This is a genomic window from Roseixanthobacter psychrophilus (assembly GCF_043195195.1).
Lineage (GTDB): Bacteria > Pseudomonadota > Alphaproteobacteria > Rhizobiales > Xanthobacteraceae > NCEH01.
In genome coordinates, this window is sequence record NZ_JBAFWT010000006.1 from 127,266 (window position 1) to 145,880 (window position 18,615).

General features: G+C 63.5%; 16 protein-coding genes. 7 read left to right on the forward strand and 9 right to left on the reverse strand.

Features of this window, described 5'->3' with window-relative positions; all coding sequences use genetic code 11:
• The first annotated feature begins 13 nt into the window (after positions 1-13).
• Positions 14-844, forward strand: a complete 831-nt coding sequence (locus V5F77_RS08640) for an aldo/keto reductase (protein ID WP_429004940.1) — start codon at positions 14-16, stop codon at positions 842-844.
• Here the strand turns inward: V5F77_RS08640 and V5F77_RS08645 are convergent.
• From V5F77_RS08645 to cobS, 4 genes are read right to left on the reverse strand one after another with little or no spacing between them, the layout of a single operon-like run.
• Entirely contained in the window at positions 839-1,768 is a 930-nt protein-coding gene (locus V5F77_RS08645; RefSeq protein ID WP_429004941.1) for a cation diffusion facilitator family transporter, read from the reverse strand. The genes V5F77_RS08640 and V5F77_RS08645 overlap by 6 nt on opposite strands.
• A gap of 5 nt (positions 1,769-1,773) precedes the next feature.
• Positions 1,774-2,496: a TIGR02281 family clan AA aspartic protease gene (locus tag V5F77_RS08650; protein WP_429004942.1), complete on the reverse strand. Its 723-nt coding sequence runs from the start codon at positions 2,494-2,496 to the stop codon at positions 1,774-1,776.
• Between the two features lie 3 nt (positions 2,497-2,499).
• Entirely contained in the window at positions 2,500-2,757 is a 258-nt protein-coding gene (locus V5F77_RS08655) for a DUF1289 domain-containing protein (RefSeq protein WP_429004943.1), read from the reverse strand.
• A 50-nt stretch (positions 2,758-2,807) separates the two neighbouring features.
• Complete coding sequence (cobS, locus tag V5F77_RS08660; protein ID WP_429004944.1) at positions 2,808-3,608, reverse strand: adenosylcobinamide-GDP ribazoletransferase; 801 nt, start codon at positions 3,606-3,608, stop codon at positions 2,808-2,810.
• Positions 3,609-3,808: 200 nt separating this feature from the next.
• On the opposite strand from cobS, the gene yajC reads away from it, so the two are divergent.
• From yajC to V5F77_RS08685, 5 genes are read left to right on the forward strand one after another with little or no spacing between them, the layout of a single operon-like run.
• The gene (yajC, locus tag V5F77_RS08665) at positions 3,809-4,153 is read left to right on the forward strand and encodes a preprotein translocase subunit YajC (protein ID WP_429004945.1); all 345 of its coding nucleotides are present in this window, start codon (positions 3,809-3,811) and stop codon (positions 4,151-4,153) included.
• Positions 4,154-4,173: 20 nt separating this feature from the next.
• Positions 4,174-5,781, forward strand: a complete 1,608-nt coding sequence (gene secD / locus V5F77_RS08670; protein ID WP_429004946.1) for a protein translocase subunit SecD — start codon at positions 4,174-4,176, stop codon at positions 5,779-5,781.
• 13 nt (positions 5,782-5,794) lie between these two features.
• Positions 5,795-6,856 carry a protein translocase subunit SecF gene (gene secF / locus V5F77_RS08675; protein ID WP_429004947.1) on the forward strand — a complete coding sequence of 354 codons (1,062 nt, stop codon included), beginning with the start codon at positions 5,795-5,797 and terminating at the stop codon, positions 6,854-6,856.
• A 20-nt stretch (positions 6,857-6,876) separates the two neighbouring features.
• Positions 6,877-7,257, forward strand: coding sequence for an Mth938-like domain-containing protein (locus tag V5F77_RS08680; protein ID WP_429004948.1), 381 nt, complete (start codon positions 6,877-6,879; stop codon positions 7,255-7,257).
• Between the two features lie 17 nt (positions 7,258-7,274).
• Positions 7,275-8,180 carry a phytoene/squalene synthase family protein gene (locus V5F77_RS08685; RefSeq protein WP_429004949.1) on the forward strand — a complete coding sequence of 302 codons (906 nt, stop codon included), beginning with the start codon at positions 7,275-7,277 and terminating at the stop codon, positions 8,178-8,180.
• Here V5F77_RS08685 and V5F77_RS08690 read toward each other — a convergent pair.
• The 5 genes from V5F77_RS08690 to uvrA form a co-directional block, all read right to left on the reverse strand.
• Positions 8,161-9,264, reverse strand: a complete 1,104-nt coding sequence (locus V5F77_RS08690; RefSeq protein ID WP_429004950.1) for a serine/threonine protein kinase — start codon at positions 9,262-9,264, stop codon at positions 8,161-8,163. The genes V5F77_RS08685 and V5F77_RS08690 overlap by 20 nt on opposite strands.
• A gap of 8 nt (positions 9,265-9,272) precedes the next feature.
• Complete coding sequence (gene trmFO, locus V5F77_RS08695) at positions 9,273-10,682, reverse strand: methylenetetrahydrofolate--tRNA-(uracil(54)-C(5))-methyltransferase (FADH(2)-oxidizing) TrmFO (protein WP_429004951.1); 1,410 nt, start codon at positions 10,680-10,682, stop codon at positions 9,273-9,275.
• Between the two features lie 153 nt (positions 10,683-10,835).
• Positions 10,836-13,904, reverse strand: coding sequence for an autotransporter outer membrane beta-barrel domain-containing protein (locus V5F77_RS08700; protein ID WP_429004952.1), 3,069 nt, complete (start codon positions 13,902-13,904; stop codon positions 10,836-10,838).
• Between the two features lie 237 nt (positions 13,905-14,141).
• Positions 14,142-14,303, reverse strand: a complete 162-nt coding sequence (locus V5F77_RS08705) for a DUF1127 domain-containing protein (protein ID WP_394071474.1) — start codon at positions 14,301-14,303, stop codon at positions 14,142-14,144.
• A gap of 318 nt (positions 14,304-14,621) precedes the next feature.
• Positions 14,622-17,561, reverse strand: a complete 2,940-nt coding sequence (uvrA, locus tag V5F77_RS08710) for an excinuclease ABC subunit UvrA (protein WP_429005029.1) — start codon at positions 17,559-17,561, stop codon at positions 14,622-14,624.
• Positions 17,562-17,939: 378 nt separating this feature from the next.
• Between uvrA and ssb the strand changes: the two genes are divergently transcribed.
• Entirely contained in the window at positions 17,940-18,485 is a 546-nt protein-coding gene (ssb, locus tag V5F77_RS08715; protein ID WP_429004953.1) for a single-stranded DNA-binding protein, read from the forward strand.
• The last annotated feature ends 130 nt before the right edge of the window (positions 18,486-18,615 follow it).

Below are 18,615 nucleotides of genomic sequence, written 5' to 3' on the forward strand. Positions count from 1 at the left end.
GGAGAGACGAACAATGAAGACAGTTACTCTACCGAGCGGCGAGGTCGTTCCTGCCATCGGCCAGGGCACTTGGTTCATGGGAGAACAGGCCGGACGGCGGGCGCAGGAGATCGAATCCCTGCGCCTCGGAATCGATCTTGGCGCGACCCTTGTGGACACGGCGGAAATGTATGGGGATGGCCGCACCGAGGACATGCTCGGAGAGGCGCTGCAAGGTTACCGGGACAAGGTTTTCCTGGTCTCAAAAGTCTATCCTCACAATGCCAGTCGGCGCGGCGCGGTCGAGGCCTGCGAGCGTAGCCTGAAGCGCATGCGCACCGATCGCATCGACCTCTATCTGCTGCACTGGCGCGGCAGCCATCGCTTCGAGGACACCATCGCCGCATTCGAAGTGCTTCAGAGCGCGGGAAAGATACGCCATTGGGGTGTCAGCAATCTCGACGCCGATGACATGGAGGAACTGCTGGAATGCGGCGGCAGCGCATGTTCGGTCGATCAGGTCCTATACAATCCCTCACGGCGCGGCCCGGAATATGACCTGTTCCCGTTCCTGCAGCAGCACGCAATTCCCGTGATGGCCTACAGCCCCATCGAACAGGCGCGCCTGCCACGCTCGGGCGCGCTCGGGGCGGTCGCCGAAAAGCACGGGGTGGATCCGTTCCAGGTGGCGCTGGCCTGGGTGATCCGCCGGCCGGATGTGATCGCTATCCCGAAGGCGGCTACGCCCGAGCATGTCCGCGCCAACATCTCGGCAGCCGATCTGGTGCTGGACCACGAGGATCTCGCCGCGATAGACGCGGAGTTCCGCCCGCCAACCCACAAGCGCAGCCTCGAGATGCTATGACGCGCCGAGGGGCCGCGCTTCCGACACGGCTCGGGCGATCAGCACCGGGTCGATGTCGGGAATGTCGCGCTTAAGCTGCGCCTCCATGAGGGCGAGCACGCACGAGACCTCACCCATGCTGCGCGCCGGCGAGAAGCCGACCGTAATCTCCACATGGGCGATCCGCCCCGACCGGCGCGTGCGGACGCCGAGCAATGCGTCGTACTGATCGAAGAACGTCGCAAGGGTGCGGTTCACCTTGTGCTGGACCGGTTCGTCGAGGGCGCGATCAAGCAGGTCCGGCAGCGCTTCGCGCACCATGGATACGCCGACCACCGCCATGAACCCTGCGCCGACCATGCCCCCTACGGTATCGGCAATTCGCGCCACCGAAGGGTCACGCGAAAGCGCGTCGATTATGACGCATACCAAAACCGGAAAAGAAGCGACCGCCTTTGCGATATGCGCGCGCAACTGCGCCTGCACGATCATGGAGCCGCCCTCCCGGCTCGCCTTCCACAGGGGGAGGATCGGGCCCGCGTTGACGATGAAATTATATCCGACGAGCAGAATCGCCGCACCGGCCCAAAATGCATCTCGGGGCTCCCCGCCCCCTGCGCTAAATGCCCGCTGGACGATGAACCCCGCCGCCAGCACCAGCAGAATGCCAATCACGCAACTCAGGCCGCGCTCCACCTTGCCGATACCGTATTCATAGCTCGTCACACGGCCGCGATGCAGGTTGCGCAAGGTGAGAAGCGAAGCGCAGGCGACGACCAGGAGCAGGAGGCCGCGCAGAAGCTCCGAAAGCATGGACAGCGAACCGATCACCACTGTCGCCACGCCGTAAGGGACCGCCAAGCTCAGATCCAGCAAAATGGCGATAAGAATGGCACGCTCTGCGCCGCGCTCGGCGGAGGTAAGCTGAGGACCGGGTGAAGGCATCTGCGTCAGCGCCCCACCAGCGGGCCGCGCATCACCAAGCGGTCCCCGCGAATTTCGAAACTGTCGAGCCGCTGGAGAAAGCTCATTCCGAGCAGGCTTGTGCGCAGCACACCGGCAGGCGAGACGAGGGCTGGCACGCGCCGCTCCACGATCGAGCCGATGGTGATTTTATCCAGGACGACGGCAGCCGCCTTTGTGCGCCCGTTGGCGGTGTCCACCGGCACATCATATTTCAGGAAGTCCACCGGCAGGCCGGCGGAACGAGCGGCCTCCAAGGTCAGCACCACGGAGGAGGCGCCGGTGTCCACCAGCATTTGCACCGGCGAATCATTGATCGCCGCCCGCACCGCGAAATCACCGTCATTGCTCCGCGCCACCTCGACGGTGGCTGTCGGGCCCGTGCCGGCGCCCACGTATCCCGGCAAGAGCTGAACCAGCACCTTGTCGGCAACTTGCCGCAGCGGCTCGCGATAGGTGTAGCCCATGGCAAGGACGATCGCGACGATCACCCAGAACAGGGCCGCCATCAGCGCCTCGCCGAGCCGGCCTCGGAACATCGACCACGCAACCGCGCCAACGAAGATCAGGATCGAGAATTTCGCAATCAGACTGGCGAATTGGCCGATGTCGAGCCCAGCCACCTCGCCCTGCTCATGGTGCACCGCGAGCACGACGACACCGCCGAAAAGGCCGATCAACAGCATCCACAGAAAACGGTCCCCGCGCATGGCTCAATCCGCAAAGGCTTCGGGGTGCGACTGGCGCAGGCGTTGGAGCCGCTCAGGCAATTGCGCCATCACCGCAGACCGGCGCGCGGGCGACATGGAAATCCAGCCGCCGATCTCCTGGGTGGTGCGCCCGCATCCCACACAAAGGCTGGAAAGCGGATCGACCTGGCAGAGCTTCACGCACGGTGTCTCGATGGCTGCGGCGCGAGCGGCCGGCGCGGCGGGAAAAGGGGAGGGGAAAACAGGTTTCGCGTCGCTCATCTGCGCTCTTCGGTCCGTCGCGGGCTGCACAGCCGGGGTGGCGAGGTGCCTCAGACGGCCCTGGCGAACATAAGCACCGCCAGCAGGAAGGCAATCTCTGCAACTTGTTGGGTGGCGCCCGCAACATCACCGGTCTGGCCACCGATCAGCCGCGCGGAGAGCCGGCCCACGATCAGAACGGCAAGCGCGGGTGCGATCAGTCCGGCGAAGGTCGCGCCGACACCGAAGCTTGGGACCAGCAGAACCGCGACCACCAGCGCCGCCATAAGCGCGCAGGCCATGGCCGGGTCGGCCCCCGGCTGGCCTGACGCGGCCGAGGCACCATCGGAGCGCGCCGCCGGCAGGACCTGCAGCAACACGATGCCGGCCGCTCGGGAAGCCGCACCGGCCGCTGCCAGGGCCAGAACCGCACGGATCGGGCCGCCGAGCACGAGCAGCGCCTCAAGGGCCGCGACGCGGATCAAAAGCGAGAGAGCAATGGCGCAGGCGCCATATGTGCCAATGCGGCTGTCACGCATGATCTCAAGCCGGCGCGCCTTGTCACGGCCCCCGCCGAAGCCGTCTGCGGTGTCGGCAAGACCATCTTCGTGGAACGCGCCGGTGGCCAGCACCAGGGTTGCGACTGCGAGGCTTGCGGCCAGAAAGGGGGGGAAACCGAGCGCCGTGGCGATCAGCAGGAGCGCCGCTCCAAACAAGCTGATGGCAGCCCCAGCAATGGGAATCACATAGGCGATGCGCGAAAGCGGTGGCGCGCCGAAGGGCATTTCCTCCCCGGCGCGGGCAGGGACCGGCAGGCGGGAAAAGAAACGCAGGGCGACGAACAGGTCCTCGACGAGGCGATTGCGGGTCATACGCCGGTTCCGGTACAGCCGCGCGATCTCGGCGGCAGCTCTTTGGGACCCTTATTTGCGCCCCGGGTCAAGCAGGTGCGCACAAGCTGCCGCTGCGCGTTTGCATTCGGCGGCTTGGCCGGTATAGTCCCGCCGCTTCGCCCGGCACGGCGCCCCTGCGCACCGTCTCGAGCTTTTCTTCAGATAGAACGAGGATGCACATGTTCATTACGCCCGCTTTCGCCCAGGCCGCCACGGGCGCCGCCGGCGGGACCGACATGCTCATTCAGCTTGCCCCGTTCCTGTTGATCTTTGTGGTCATGTATTTCCTGATCCTGCGGCCGCAGCAGAAGCGCGCCAAGGCTCACCAGGAAATGGTGAACTCCTTGCGCCGCGGCGATGTCGTAGTCACGGCAGGCGGTCTGGTTGGCAAGGTTGCGCGTGTGGTCGACGAGGCCGAAGTCGAATTGCAGATCGCCGACAATGTGAAGGTGCGCCAGTTGCGCACGCAGATCACCGTCGTGCGCTCCAAAGCCGAACCCGCTAAGGATGAGGCGGCCTCCTGAGGCCGTAGAATCGCAAGACGATGCTGCACTTTTCCCGGCTAAAGACGACGGCGATTCTCGTCATCACGGCGATCGGTATTCTGTTCGCCCTTCCAAATCTGCTTCCCCCCGCCGCTCTGGCGGTGTTGCCCTCCTGGCTCGCATCGAGCCGGATCACGCTCGGGCTCGACCTGCAGGGTGGTTCCCACCTCCTGCTGGAGGTGGATGGCGCCGCTCTGCGCAAGGAGCGCGCTGAGCAGATCCGGGACGAGGTTCGCAATGTGCTGCGCGAGCAGCGCATCGGCTATAGTGGGCTGACGATCCGCGACACGGCGGTTCAGCTTCGGTTGCGCGATCCCAACGACACGACCAAGGCCGTGACCGAGTTGCGCAAACTCGCCGCGCCGGTCACCAACACGCTGCTCGGCGGTTCCACCGGCGAGATGGATCTGACAGTCGCAAGCCCGAGCGACGGCGCAATTACCGTCACTTTGACCGATGCCGGCATTAATGCCCGTGTGCGCTCGGCGGTCGATCAGTCCATCGAGATCATTCGCCGCCGTATCGATCAGCTCGGCACGGTCGAACCGAATATCCAGCGCCAAGGCGCCGACCGAATCCTGGTGCAGGTGCCGGGGCTGCAGGATCCCCAGCGCTTGAAGGCGCTGCTGGGCCAGACCGCCAAGCTCTCGTTCCGCATGGTGGACCAGTCCATGTCGCCCCAACAGGCGCTGGAAGGTCGGCCCCCGCCGGATTCCGAGGTGCTTCAGGGCCAGGACGGCATTCCCTACCTGGTCGAGAAGCAGGTTCGCGTGTCGGGTGAAGACCTTGTCGATGCACAGCCGGGCTTCGACCAGAACACCCGCCAACCCATCGTCACTTTCCGCTTCAACTCTAACGGCGCCCGACGTTTTGCTGCGACCACCCAGGCCGCAGTCGGACAGCCGTTTGCCATCGTGCTCGACAATCAGGTGATTTCGGCGCCGCGCATCAATGAACCGATCCTCGGCGGTTCCGGGCAGATCTCCGGCTCATTCACGGTGCAGCAGGCCAACGACCTTGCCATTCTGCTGCGGGCCGGCGCATTGCCGGCGCCGCTCAACGTGGTGGAGGAGCGTACCGTCGGGCCAAGCCTCGGGCAGGATTCGATCGAGGCCGGCAAGCTCGCCGCCTTTGTCGCCGCCGGCTTGGTCGCGGTGTTCATGGTCGCAGTTTACGGCCTGTTCGGCATCTTCGCCCTGATTGCCTTGGCGGTGCATGTCACCTTGATGTTCGCCCTTCAGTCGATTCTTGGGGCGACACTGACGCTCCCCGGGATCGCTGGCGTCGTTCTGACCATCGGAATGGCGGTGGATTCCAACGTCGTGATTTTCGAGCGCATCCGCGACGAGGCACGCGAGGGCCGTTCGGCCATTGCCGCCATCGACAAGGGCTTCACCCACGCGCTCGGCACCATCATGGACGCCAACGTGACCTCACTGGCCACGGGATCCATCCTTTTCCTGCTCGGTGGGTCGGGTCCGGTGCGCGGCTTCGCCGTCACCTATATCCTCGGCCTCCTCACCACCGTGTTCACTGCTTACACCCTCACCCGGCTCATGATCGCATGGTGGGTGAAGTGGCAGCGCCCGGCGAAGCTGCCAATCTGAAGGTGCGCCGTAAATGCCTTTGATCGACTATATCCCGGCGCAGACCAAAATCGGCTTCATGCGCCTGCGCCATGTGAGCTTCCCGCTTTCTGCGGCGGCGATGGTGCTTGCTCTCGTTTGCTTCGCCACCTTCGGATTCAATCTCGGTATCGACTTCCGGGGCGGAACGCTGGTGGAGGCGCAGACTAGCCAGCAAAGCGCGGACCTATCCGGCCTGCGCGAGCACCTGAACGACCTCGATCTGGGCGATGTCCAGATCCAGGAATTCGGCTCGCCGCGCGACGTCCTGATCCGCGTCGGCGAGGCAGGAACCTCCGATGCGGCACAGCAGGCCATCGTCGGCAAGATCTCCTCCGCCCTCGGCACCGACTACACGATCCGGCGCGTGGAGACCGTAGGTCCGAGCGTTTCCGCCGAATTGGTGCGCCAGTCCATCATCGCGCTGCTGCTGGGCGCAGTGGCCGTGCTTCTCTATCTCTGGTTCCGCTTCGAATGGCAGTTCGCGGTGGGCGCCATCGCCACCACTGCACACGACATCTTCGTGACGCTCGCCATCTATTCGATCCTGGGCATCGATTTCGACCTCACCTCGATCGCTGCCATCCTCACCATCATGGGCTATTCGCTCAACGACACGGTGGTGGTGTACGATCGCATCCGCGAGATGTTGCGCCGCTACAAGCGCATCCCCCTTCCGGAGATGCTCGACCTGTCGGTGAATGCCACCTTCTCGCGCACCATCATCGTCTCGTTGACGACATTCCTGGCGACCTTGGCGCTGTATTTCTTCGGCGGAGAGGTTCTGCGCGGGTTCTCTCTGGCCATGGCGGTGGGCATCATCGTCGGCACTTATTCCACCATCTTCGTGGCGGCGCCGATGCTGATTCATCTCGGCCTGCGACCGAGCACGGTGGAGGGTGACAAGAAGGCCGACAGCATTCCCGCACGCGTGGACGAAGTCATGGCGCCCCTGACGGAGGAAGCGGAGATTCTTCCCGCCGCTTCTTCCACGTCGAAACCCGCTGCAGCTCCCACCGGTAGCCGCGGCCGCGCGCGCGGCAAGCCGCGCAAATAGCCGGTTCGGGGGTAACAACCATGGTGGAGCAGAGATCAGAGGCGTTCCTGCCCCGCCAGGTTCCCATCGACGGTTATGGCGACCGGTTCTTCCATTTTTCAGGCATGTCCCATTCCGGCTCGATCCTGGCCTTGCCCTCGGGCGTGCGCCCCTGGGCCGTGGAAAGCTTCGCCAAGCTCGATGCAGCGGCCCTCGCGCCCATCATCGCCGAAGCTGATGCATTCGAGCTGCTGTTCCTCGGCACCGGGCGCGACCCCGCCCATCTGGCCGAGCGACTGAAGGAGCGCCTACGCGCTGCGCATCTGCGTTTCGAGCTCATGCCGACTCCTGCGGCCGCTTCCACCTATAATGTTCTGCTGGCAGAAGGCCGGCGCGTGGGCGCTGCGCTGATCGCATTCTGAGCCCGGAGGCGCGCCCTATGAGCGAGGATTCCGCCGCAGCGCCCCCCGATCTGGAGGCGGCATATTCCCATTGCGCCGACCTCATCCGAACGAACGATCGCGACCGCTTCCTCGCCGCCTTGTTCGCCGAATCTGCCTTGCGCAAACATTTGATGGCTCTTTATGCCTTCAATCTGGAAGTGGCGCGCGTGCGTGAGGTGGTGCGCGAAGCTTTGCCCGGCGAGATGCGTCTGCAATGGTGGCGCGAGATCATCGAGGGCCTCGGGCGCGGCGATATCTCCGGCCATCCTGTCGCCGCCGCGGTCCTTGATACAATTTCCGCCTGCGACCTGCCACGCGGCGCCCTGTTGAACCTGATCGATGCGCGCACCTTTGATCTCTACGACGACGCCATGCCCTCGCTCAACGATCTAGAGGGCTATGCCGGAGAGACCTCCTCTGTGCTCATCCAGCTTGGCGCGAGCATTCTGGCAGGTCGGGCCGATCCCGCACTCGCGGACGCCGCGGGCCATGCCGGGGTCGCCATTGCCTTGACCGGGCTGATGCGGGCATTGCCGTTGCATGCAGCGCGCGGGCAGTGCTTCCTGCCCCTGGATGTGCTCCAGCGTCACGGCCTGACACGCGAAGACGTCGTGAAGCGAACGTCAAGTCCGGGCCTCGCCGCTGCGCTTGCTGAATTGCGCACCCGCGCGGCACACCATGTCGCAGCCGCATCTGCCGCCGTGTCGGAGCTTCCGGCGCAAGTAGTTCCGGCTTTCCTTCCGCTGGCCATCGTCCCAGGCGATCTCGGCGCCTTGGAACGTGCGAAAGATCCGTTCGGGCGTATCGTTGGGGTCCCGCCGTTCCTGCGCGCCTGGACGCTTTGGCGTGCCGCTTCAAAGGCCCGTGCCGGCAAGACCTGGATCAGGCCGCCGGCCGCGTGATCCGGTCGGTGAGGTTCAGGCGACCGCGGGCAATCTGATCCACCAGTTCGCGTGTCACCTGCGAGCCGGAGAGGGATTCCAGCATCTCGATCTGATTGCGCGCCACCAGCAGCAGCAAGTCGTCGCGGACCACGCCATTGCCGTCGCGCGGGAGCAAAGGGACGAGCTGCATATGATCGAGGTGCGGCCGATCCGGCAGCATGCTCGCCATGTGGGCTCGCAGCGCATCGGCGGTGATCTCGCCCCGCGTCTCAACAAACGCGTATAGCCCAACCTTGCCGCCGAGTGTCTGGAAGTCCGCCATATGCACATCGCTCACGGCGGGATGGCTCAGCAGCGCTTCGGAAATGCGCGGCCCGACCTGCGTAACGCGGGGTCCACGCCCTTCGGTATCGGAATAGGACATGAGGCTGCGCGTGATGAAGCGGTAGACCCGTTTTCCCGTGGCCATCCAAACACGGGCAAAACCGCTCTTGGTGGCGAGCATCTTCTGCTCGCGGGGTGTCAGCGCATCCGGGCAATAGGTGCGCTTGTGCTTGAGCAGGTGGCGAACATCCTCATAGGCCAGAATGCGACCGAGGCGCGAACGGCGGGATATCGGCAGGGCGAGCTGAAAATCCATCAGCCACGCTTCGCCGTCCGCGCCGCGCAGCCAGTTCTGCTGCTTGGCAAGATCGTTATGGGCGAAGCCGGCAGCATGCAGGGTGCGCAGCGCCGCCTTGGCGGAGCGGAAGAAATCGACGTCGCCATAGGGGCGTGCGATCTGTAGCGGTGCGCCATCGATCCAGCCTCGCACCAGAAAGCGGCGACCCACTGCGAGCAAGGGGGTGGTGACGCCGGTGTGGCTGACATGCTCCAGCGCTTTCACCTCGCCGGCCGCGAGCCGCGCTGCAATGGGAAAGAACCAGACCGATACCGCGTTCCACCGGCGCAGAACCGCGGGATGGGAGACGCCGGACAGGTCGGTCCAGGTGCCGCGCTCGACGGTGGAAAACACGTCGCGCTTGAGGACCGTATCCACCACGAAGCGGCTCAGGTCGGCATCATGCTCGACAGGGGTATAAGGGCGCAGGAGCCTGGGCATGGCGCGTCTTAAGCTGCCTCGGCCGGGCTGTCGAGCCAGGCATCCATGTCCGCGAGGGCGCGTTCGGCAATGGCATGCTTTTTCGCCAAAGTCTTCTCTGTGCCCCGAAGACGTTTGCCATCGGGCCCTTTCGGATTGATCTCAAGCTGTGGAAACAGACCGAAGTTGATGTTCATGGGCTGGAATGAGCGCGGACCGGCATCAATGGTCTCGATGTGGCCGCCGGTAATGTGAGCCAGAAGGGCACCGTGGGCGGTGGTAGCAGGCGGTCGCGACACATCCTCCCCGCGCCGCTCTGCCGCGGCAAAACGACCGGCGAGGAGCCCGATGGCGGCGCTTTCCACATAACCCTCGCAGCCGGTGATCTGACCGGCGAATCGCAGCCGCGGATCGGCCTTCAAGCGGAGCGTGTCATCCAGCAGGAGAGGGGAGTTCAGATAGGTGTTGCGATGGAGCCCGCCGAGCCGCGCGAATTCGGCATTTTCCAGGCCGGGAATAGTGCGGAAGACCCGCACTTGCTCGCCATGCTTCAGCTTGGTCTGGAAGCCGACCATATTATAGAGCGTGCCTAGCTTATTGTCCTGGCGCAGCTGGATGATCGCATGGGCCTTCACGTCGGGCGCGTTGGGATTGGTGAGGCCGACCGGCTTGAGCGGACCGAAGCGCAGGGTTTCTCGACCACGCTCCGCCATCACCTCAATGGGCAGGCAGCCGTCGAAATACGGGGTTTTCGCCTCGAAATCGCGTACCGGCGCCTTCTCGCCTTCCAGCAAGGCATCAATGAAAGATTCGTACTGCTCCTTGTCGAGCGGGCAATTGATATAGTCCGCCCCGGTTCCGCCCGGTCCGACCTTGTCGTAGCGAGACTGGAACCAGGCCTTGCTCATGTCGATGCTGTCGAAATGAACGATCGGGGCAATTGCGTCGAAAAAGGCGAGCGCGGTCTCACCCGTGAGTTCGAGCACCGCCTGCGCCAGGGCCGGAGAGGTGAGGGGGCCAGTAGCCACGATCACGCTGTCCCATTCGGTCGGCGGCAGGCCGGCAATCTCCTCGCGACGAATCTCCACCAGCGGATGCGCTTCCAGCGCCGACGTCACGGCCTCGGCAAAGCCGTCGCGGTCCACCGCAAGCGCTCCACCGGCCGGCACCTGATTGGCGTCGGCACAACGCAGGATCAGCGAGCCGGCACGTCGCATCTCGGCGTGGAGAACCCCGACCGCATTCCCCTTGGGATCGTCGGACCGGAAGGAATTGGAGCAGACGAGTTCCGCCAGAGACTGAGTATGATGGGCCTCGGTGGTGCGCTCCGGGCGCATCTCGTGCAGGATCACCGGCACGCCGCGCGTCGCCAATTGCCAAGCTGCCTCGGAACCGGCAAGGCCGCCACCGATCACATGCACCGCACGTACATCACTCATGAGCCATCCTGATGCCGGGATAAGCATCCCGACTCTGGGCCGCCGAAGGCGCGCCCGGAAAACCGATCTGGCTCAATGCCCGAACATGGCGTCGGCTTCAAGGTCTGCGGGCGGATTGTCCCTAAGTCCGCGTGAAGGTCGGGTGCTTCGTGGTCAAAATGTCCATGTCAGGCTGCCCTTCACGGCATTTTCGCTGACGTCGGACGCGAGCCGGCCTGAATAGAATATGCCAAGCTCCATGTTCGGCCCCATCCACGTGGAAAGGCCGGCGCCAACCAGCAGAGCGTCGCGCGCGAGAGGAGCACCCGAAACCGTGAAAGGAGCAGAGCCGGCATTGAAGGCCATGGTCGCCGTCGGGACCAGATCGCCGAATGCGTGCTGCCAGCCAATCGTTCCGGACAAAGCGAGGGGTGCCATGCCGGGCGGCGGCGGAAGCATCAGAGCGCCCCGCACTCCAAGCGAGGAATCGAAACTATCAAAATTGCCCGCCGCCGCAGTCAGGGCAGCGGCGCCGACGCCTTCCGAAAAACCGTTCGTGGACAAGCCGACGTAGGCGAGCCCGGCGAACGGCTCAAGGGTGACGGTCATGGCGCCAGCGGCGCCCTCGATCCGGTAGCCCAATTCGCCGAAAACTTGGCTGCTGCGGCCCGCGTAGCCGGGGCTGTAGGCCTCAAGCAGACCGGGAAGCACCACCGTGCGATCAACGGAAATATCGTGCCAGGAATAGGCCAGTCCAAGCCGCAGCGCGACGGCACCGCCGCTGCCGGTCGCAAACATGCGCCCAGCGTAGAAGGCAAGATCGTAATTGTCGCTGGACCCCATCGCGTTCTGTTCACCCAGGTTGAAGCTGGATTGGCCGAACCCAGCCGCAAGCCCCAGGCGCCAGTCGGCAACCGCAGCGTCCATTCCAATCAGAAAGCCGCCGATGGAACTGCTCACCGAAGCGGTATCAGCGGAGGCGGAAAATTCTCCCCATCCGCCATAGCCTTGGCCCCAGAGGGCCGTGCCGTGGCCGTCCAACTGCACCACCCGCGGGGCGTCGGTTGCCGAAAATCCGGGCGAGGCACCCTGCCGCATCCGCGCACCGACCGCGTCGCGGACATAAGCCGACTGCATCTGAAGAACACTCTGCGCAGAGGCATAGACTTCACCCGAGAGCGATTCGAAAGCTGCTGGGACGGCGGCAGTATTGAGGCTTGCCAGTGTGATCGTCAGCGGCGCTCCCGACCCGAGGCTGTCCGCCGCAGTTGCCGCCGCCCATTGGTTTGCCGTGCGCGTGAACGCCGTAAAGGGCACCTGGCTGCGTTCCAGAGTAATGGTTGCCTGAGTGCCCGACGTATCGAGAACCGGGGCGATGAAAGGATGAAGCGAAGCCACCGTGCCGAAGGCCGGTGCGTCGAGCGTGAATGTGCCGGTGATGCCGCCGCTCGCAGTCAGGAGAGTGAAGCTCTCACCGAGCATGGGCAAATACCCCGCGACAGGAATGAGGTTCAGCGTGGCGCCATTCAGCACAGCCGCTCCGCCGACCGCGATCAAATCACTGCCGGAGGCGCCGATTTCAGCGCTATAGCCGCTTTCCCGCGTAAACGTGAGATTGCCGCTCACCATGAGCTGGCCGATGGAATGGCCTGGGCTCAGCACGCCGGAATTGACCATCGTGCCCGTGACCGTACCATTGCCTCCGAGGACGCCGGTGTTGGTCACGGTGCCGATAATGGTGCCGTCATGAAACAATAGTCCCGCGTTTTTCACATCGCCTGCGATGCTGCCGACGTCGGAGACGGTCGCACCCGCCGCGATGGTGAGCGGCGCCGTGACATTGCCGACGAAATACACGCTGCCCTCTTTCACCGTAACGCCGGCAGGCAGCGTCACATCGCCGAGCACCGTCACCGCGCCCCCTCCGCCGAAGGCGAGGGCGCCAGGACCCGTGATGTCACCGAGCAGGGCCGCAACGCCGGAGCTTACGATGTCCGTATCATCCCGCACATAGACCGGCAGATTGGTCGTGAAGCCACTCGGCAACGGCAGATGACCCATGGCCGAAAGATAGGGTTCGAAATAGATGCCGGGCGTACTGGGGTCGATCGCCTTCAGGCCTTCGTATCCGTCTACGGCGTCGAAAACATATTCGAACTGAGCAAACGGATGGATCCCAGTATTCACCATGTCGGTCGTATTCAAACGGGAAAACCATGGCGCTGCAGTATTGTTATCTTCGCCGCCGGTCTTGTAGGAATAACCGACATTTGTGTTTCCGCCAATGTAGACTGCAACCTCTGTGCCCTTCGGAGCACACAAGAACTCGCCGTTTGTTCCGCATGAAACCGGATTATTTGCCGCCTTTTCGCCAAGGTCCGACCAGAGGTAGGAAATTCCCGTATCCATCAAGACCGAGTCGATCTTCGTGACCGTCTTGCCGTCCACCACAACGGTTCCCGGTGCGGTGCGCCAGTTCGGACCTATTTCTCCCGCTGGCTTATCCGCCACGAGCTTCACATATGCGAAGCCGGAGCCTGCGTTCTGCGCGGTCAGGCCTGCCTGGATTCCTTGCGGCGTGATGACGTAGCCGGCGCGGACGGTCCCTTCATCCATACCAGCGAGATGCAACAGGGGATTGTTGAGCAGCGAAGGAAGATATGACGGTCCCCAGCCGGAATCAGGACGCCCATAGCCGACCCCCATAAGAAGGGTGCACGCCGCGCCCTGTATCGTGCAGTCGGTTTTCACCTCCTTGCCGTCCACCATGGTGTAGGAGGCGGATTCAACGAGCACAGGCAAGGTGGCAAAAGCTTCATTGCCATTGGCATCCCGACTTCCGGGAAAACGAACGGTTACCGTCGTCCACGTGCCGACCGAGTAATTGCCGCTCGACGAATAAAGGATCTTTTGCTGGTCGGCCGATTGTTGGAAGTTCGGAATCAGATATTGCGGAACCACCATGCCTTGCGAGCCGGTGTCGACTTGGAAGACCAGAGGCGCGCTATCGTTAACGGCGGCCGAAATATAGATGCCCGTCTTGCCGTCCGTGAAGTTCGGCTGAACCCCTGTGCTGTCCGCGTTGGGGTGATCCGGCTGGGCAAATGGGATGAAATAAGAAGTGGTGTACTGGTCGTAGAGGGTCCAACTCGTCGTCTGCGCCTGTGCTTGGCCAACCGCAGAAAGAGCGGCAAATGCCGCCACTGCACGAATTGGAACGCGCAACAGCCCGATCGTTCTCATGCCCATCTCGAAGCCCCCCAGCAACGCTGGTCATTAACATAAGGGCTTCAAGCAAGACAACGAATGGCGGCAGCTGGATAAAGCTCGGATCGAGCTACAAAGAACTCAGATCTGCGATGAACCCGAAAGACAGACACACCTTTTGCGGACCCGCGCGGCCCGGTGCGCGAAACACCGGGGCCAACGGGCCAAAACATGGTCTTTTACCGTATCGCAGCGCAGCGAACGGCGCGACGGTCACGCGGCGAGCGAAGCCTGACGTGCAATCGAGCGGATTTCGGAACGGCTGACATTGATGTCACCGAGAGCGCGGTCATCGAGCTGAGACAGTTCGGCGACCGTGCGATTGTAGGCCTGCCAACGGCGAACCTGGCGGGCAAGAAGACCCCAAAGCAACATGATATCTCTCCTTCAGGCGGACTGCGTTTTCACGCGCCGCAACGTTGAGCGAGAGATAAGCCTGTCCGGAGCCATAGCCAATGCGCATTGCCGCAACGCAGCAATGCAGCCATCGCATATAATTTATACCAGCTGCTAACATTTTCGGCATCCAACGGGCGTGGACTTGCCGATATCATGGGCTTTCTGTGGCAAAGTGGAGACTGGTAGGTCCGCAGACGGTCAGGACGGAGGCAAGTCGGCCTTTTCCGCATCTTGCACCGCATCATGGATCTGCGGTTACCGCCTGATGGGCGCGGGCGCGACGTTGCGTCACGCCTACTCTGCCGCTTGGCGGCGGCCACGCTTTACCTTAGGCGGCAGCGTCGGCACCTTGGCCTTCAGCGGCCGGCGGGCCAGCACCTCGGCAAGGAAGCTGCCGGTGTGGGAGCGCTTGGACTTTGCGATCTCTTCCGGCGGACCCACGGCAACGATCTCGCCGCCGCCGTCGCCGCCTTCCGGCCCGATGTCGATCACCCAGTCGGCCGTCTTGATGACTTCGAGATTGTGCTCGATCACCGCCACCGTATTGCCCTGCTCGACCAACTCGTGGAGCACCTCCAGCAGCTTCGCCACATCGTGGAAGTGCAGGCCGGTGGTGGGTTCGTCTAGAATATAAAGCGTTCGACCCGTGGCCCGCTTGGATAATTCCTTTGCGAGCTTCACCCGTTGCGCCTCACCGCCGGAGAGCGTGTTGGCCTGCTGGCCGACCTTGATATAGCCGAGGCCGACCCGTGACAGCGTCTCCAGTTTCTCGCGCACGCTCGGCACCGCCTTGAAGAACTCGGCGCCTTCATCCACCGTCATGTCGAGAACGTCGGCGATGGACTTGTCCTTGAAGGTGACTTCCAGCGTTTCGCGATTGTAGCGCTTGCCCTTGCAGACGTCGCAGGTGACGTACACGTCGGGCAGGAAGTGCATTTCGATCTTGATGACGCCATCACCCTGGCAGGCCTCGCAGCGCCCGCCCTTTACATTGAAGGAGAAGCGGCCGGGTCCATAGCCTCGAGCCTTCGCCTCCGGCAAGCCGGAGAACCACTCCCGCATGGGGGTGAAGGCACCGGTATAGGTGGCGGGATTGGAACGGGGCGTGCGCCCGATGGGGGATTGGTCGATGTCGATGACCTTGTCCAGATGCTCCAGCCCCTCCAGCTTGTCGAACGGGGCCGGCGCTTCGCTTGCATTGTTCAGACGCCGTGCCACCGCCTTGTACAAGGTATCGATGAGCAGCGTGGACTTCCCGCCGCCCGAAACCCCGGTGACGCAGGTAAACAGGCCCAGCGGAATCTCCGCCCGCACATTCTTCAGATTGTTGCCGCGCGCACCGCTCACCGCGAGCATTTTGCGCGAATTGGGCAGGCGGCGCGTCGGCACGCCCACCGCGAGCGCACCGGTGAGATATTTTCCGGTCAGCGAGTTGGGGTCGGCCATGACCTGCGCCGGCGTGCCCTGGGAGACGATGCGCCCGCCGTGCACCCCGGCACCGGGGCCGACATCCACAACGTAATCGGCAGCGAGAATGGCATCCTCGTCGTGCTCCACCACGATCACAGTGTTGCCGAGTTCTCGCAGACGCTTCAGCGTCTCCAGCAAGCGCGCATTGTCCCGCTGGTGAAGGCCGATCGAGGGCTCGTCCAGCACATAAAGGACCCCCGAAAGGCCGGAACCGATCTGGGAGGCGAGACGGATGCGCTGGCTCTCGCCGCCCGAGAGCGTGCCGGAGGCGCGCGACAGCGTGAGATACTCCAGCCCCACATCCATGAGGAAGCGCAGGCGGTCGCGGATCTCCTTGAGGATGCGCGCCGCGATTTCGTTCTGCTTCGGTGTCAGCAGGGCCGGCAGGGCCTCGAACCAGGCACTCGCCGCACGCACCGAGAGTGTTCCGGCCTCGCCGATATGCATGCCGCCGACCTTCACCGCCAGCGCCTCCGGCTTGAGACGGTAGCCGTGGCAGACCGCGCACGGAACGGTCGAAAAATATTTCGAAATCTCCTCGCGTGCCCAGTCGCTTTCGGTCTCCTTCCAGCGACGGTCGAGATTGCGCACGATGCCTTCGAAGGTCTTGTGGGTCTCATAGGCCCGCAGCCCGTCGTCATAGGCAAACGCGATCTGCTCCTCGCCCGAGCCGTAGAGGATCACGTCGCGCGCCTTTTCCGGCAGGTCCGCAAACGGTACCGTCAGCTTGAACTTGTAATGCTTGGCGAGCGCTTCCAGCGTCTGCCCGTAGTACGGCGAGGTGGATTTCGCCCAGGGAGCGATGGCGCCCTGTTTCAAGGTGCGTGACTTGTCCGGCACCACAAGGTCGGCATCGATGGTCTGTTCCACGCCGAGACCGTCGCAGGCCGGACAGGCGCCGAAGGGATTATTGAATGAGAATAGCCGTGGCTCGATCTCCGAAATGGTGAAGCCGGAGACCGGGCAGGCGAACTTCTCCGAGAACATGATGCGCCTCGGCGAGCCGTCATCATCCTTTTCGTCGGCGAATTCCACCACAGCGATGCCGTCCGCAAGGGCGAGCGCGGTCTCGAAGCTGTCGGCGAGGCGGGTCGCGATGTCTGCGCGGACCACCAGGCGATCCACCACCACGTCGATATCGTGCTTGAACTTCTTGTCGAGGGCAGGGGCCTCGGCAATCTCGAGGAAGGTGCCGTCCAGCTTCACGCGCTGGAAACCCTTCTTGAGGAATTCCGCCAATTCCTTGCGGTATTCCCCCTTGCGTCCACGCACCACCGGGGCAAGAAGATAGAGCCGCGCCCCTTCCGACAAGGCGAGCACCCGGTCGACCATCTGAGAGACGGTCTGGCTCTCGATCGGCAGTCCGGTCGCGGGAGAATACGGAATTCCGGCGCGGGCCCACATCAGGCGCATATAGTCGTAGATCTCGGTGACCGTGCCCACCGTGGAGCGCGGATTCTTCGAGGTGGTCTTCTGCTCGATGGAGATGGCAGGCGACAGACCATCGATCTGGTCCACGTCCGGCTTCTGCATCATCTCCAGGAACTGGCGCGCGTAGGCCGAAAGGCTTTCCACATAGCGTCGCTGGCCTTCCGCATAGATCGTGTCGAATGCGAGCGAGGATTTCCCCGAGCCCGAAAGGCCGGTGAACACCACCAGACTGTCGCGCGGAATATCGAGGTCCACGTTCTTGAGATTATGCTCCCGCGCCCCGCGCACGGAGAGCAGACGCGCATCGCGGCGCTGCGACAGAGAGGAGGGCATGGGGGTAGGAAGCGCGCGATCGGTCATGGGGCTCGGGCTTAAGCTATGCGGGGGCGGAGACCGGCGTGCGGCCAAAGGTGCGGTGCGCCATACGGCCTGCCGTCTGCATTATTTAGGGCGCTGTGTGCGCTGCGATAGAGAACGGATGACGAACATAGGTGTCGGACCCGAAAAAAGGAATGGGCGAGTGAAGACTCATCTTGCAGCCAGTGTGCGCGATTGCTAGAACAGATCAAGAACATTCATGCCCTACGCTAACCTGCCCAGACCTTATTGGTGGAAAAGGCCGCGGTGCCCCTCGCATCGCGAAGGCGGGACGCTAGGGTGCAGATCGGATTTGGCCGGCATTTTCCGGCCTGCAGGATTATGGAGCGGACGATGGCCGGCAGCGTCAATAAGGTGATCCTGATCGGCAATCTCGGGCGCGACCCGGAAATCCGTTCGTTTCAGAACGGCGGCAGGGTTGCGAGCTTCAGTATTGCCACCTCTGAGACATGGCGCGACAAGGCCTCCGGCGAGCGCAAGGAACGCACGGAGTGGCACCGCATCTCCGTTCTCAATGAGAACCTGGTGGGCGTTGTCGAGCGTTTCGTGAAGAAAGGCTCCAAGGTCTATATCGAAGGCCAGCTTGAAACCCGGAAATACGAGAAGGACGGGCGCGAGCAATACACGACGGAAGTCGTCCTGCGCCCCTATCGTGGCGAACTCACACTGCTCGATGGTCGTAGCGGTGGATCCAGCGAGGGCGGGGGCGACGAATATGGCGGCGGCTCCGATTTCGGTTCCTCCAGCCCCATGGGTGGCGGAGGTGGATCGTTCGGTGGGGGAAGCGGAGCACGTCGCTCCGGCGGCGGTCCCGGCAGCACGGGCGGTGCTGGTGGGAGCCGGCCCTCCGACGATATGGACGACGAAATTCCGTTCTGAGGAGAACAGACGACGACTTGGGCCGGCATGCGGCCCTTTGGCCTGCTGCAGCCGTTCCAGCAAGGCCTTGCGCCGCGCGTTTTTCGGGCCGCTTTTCGGCGGGGCAGGGCGGCACTGATCGGGCAACAGC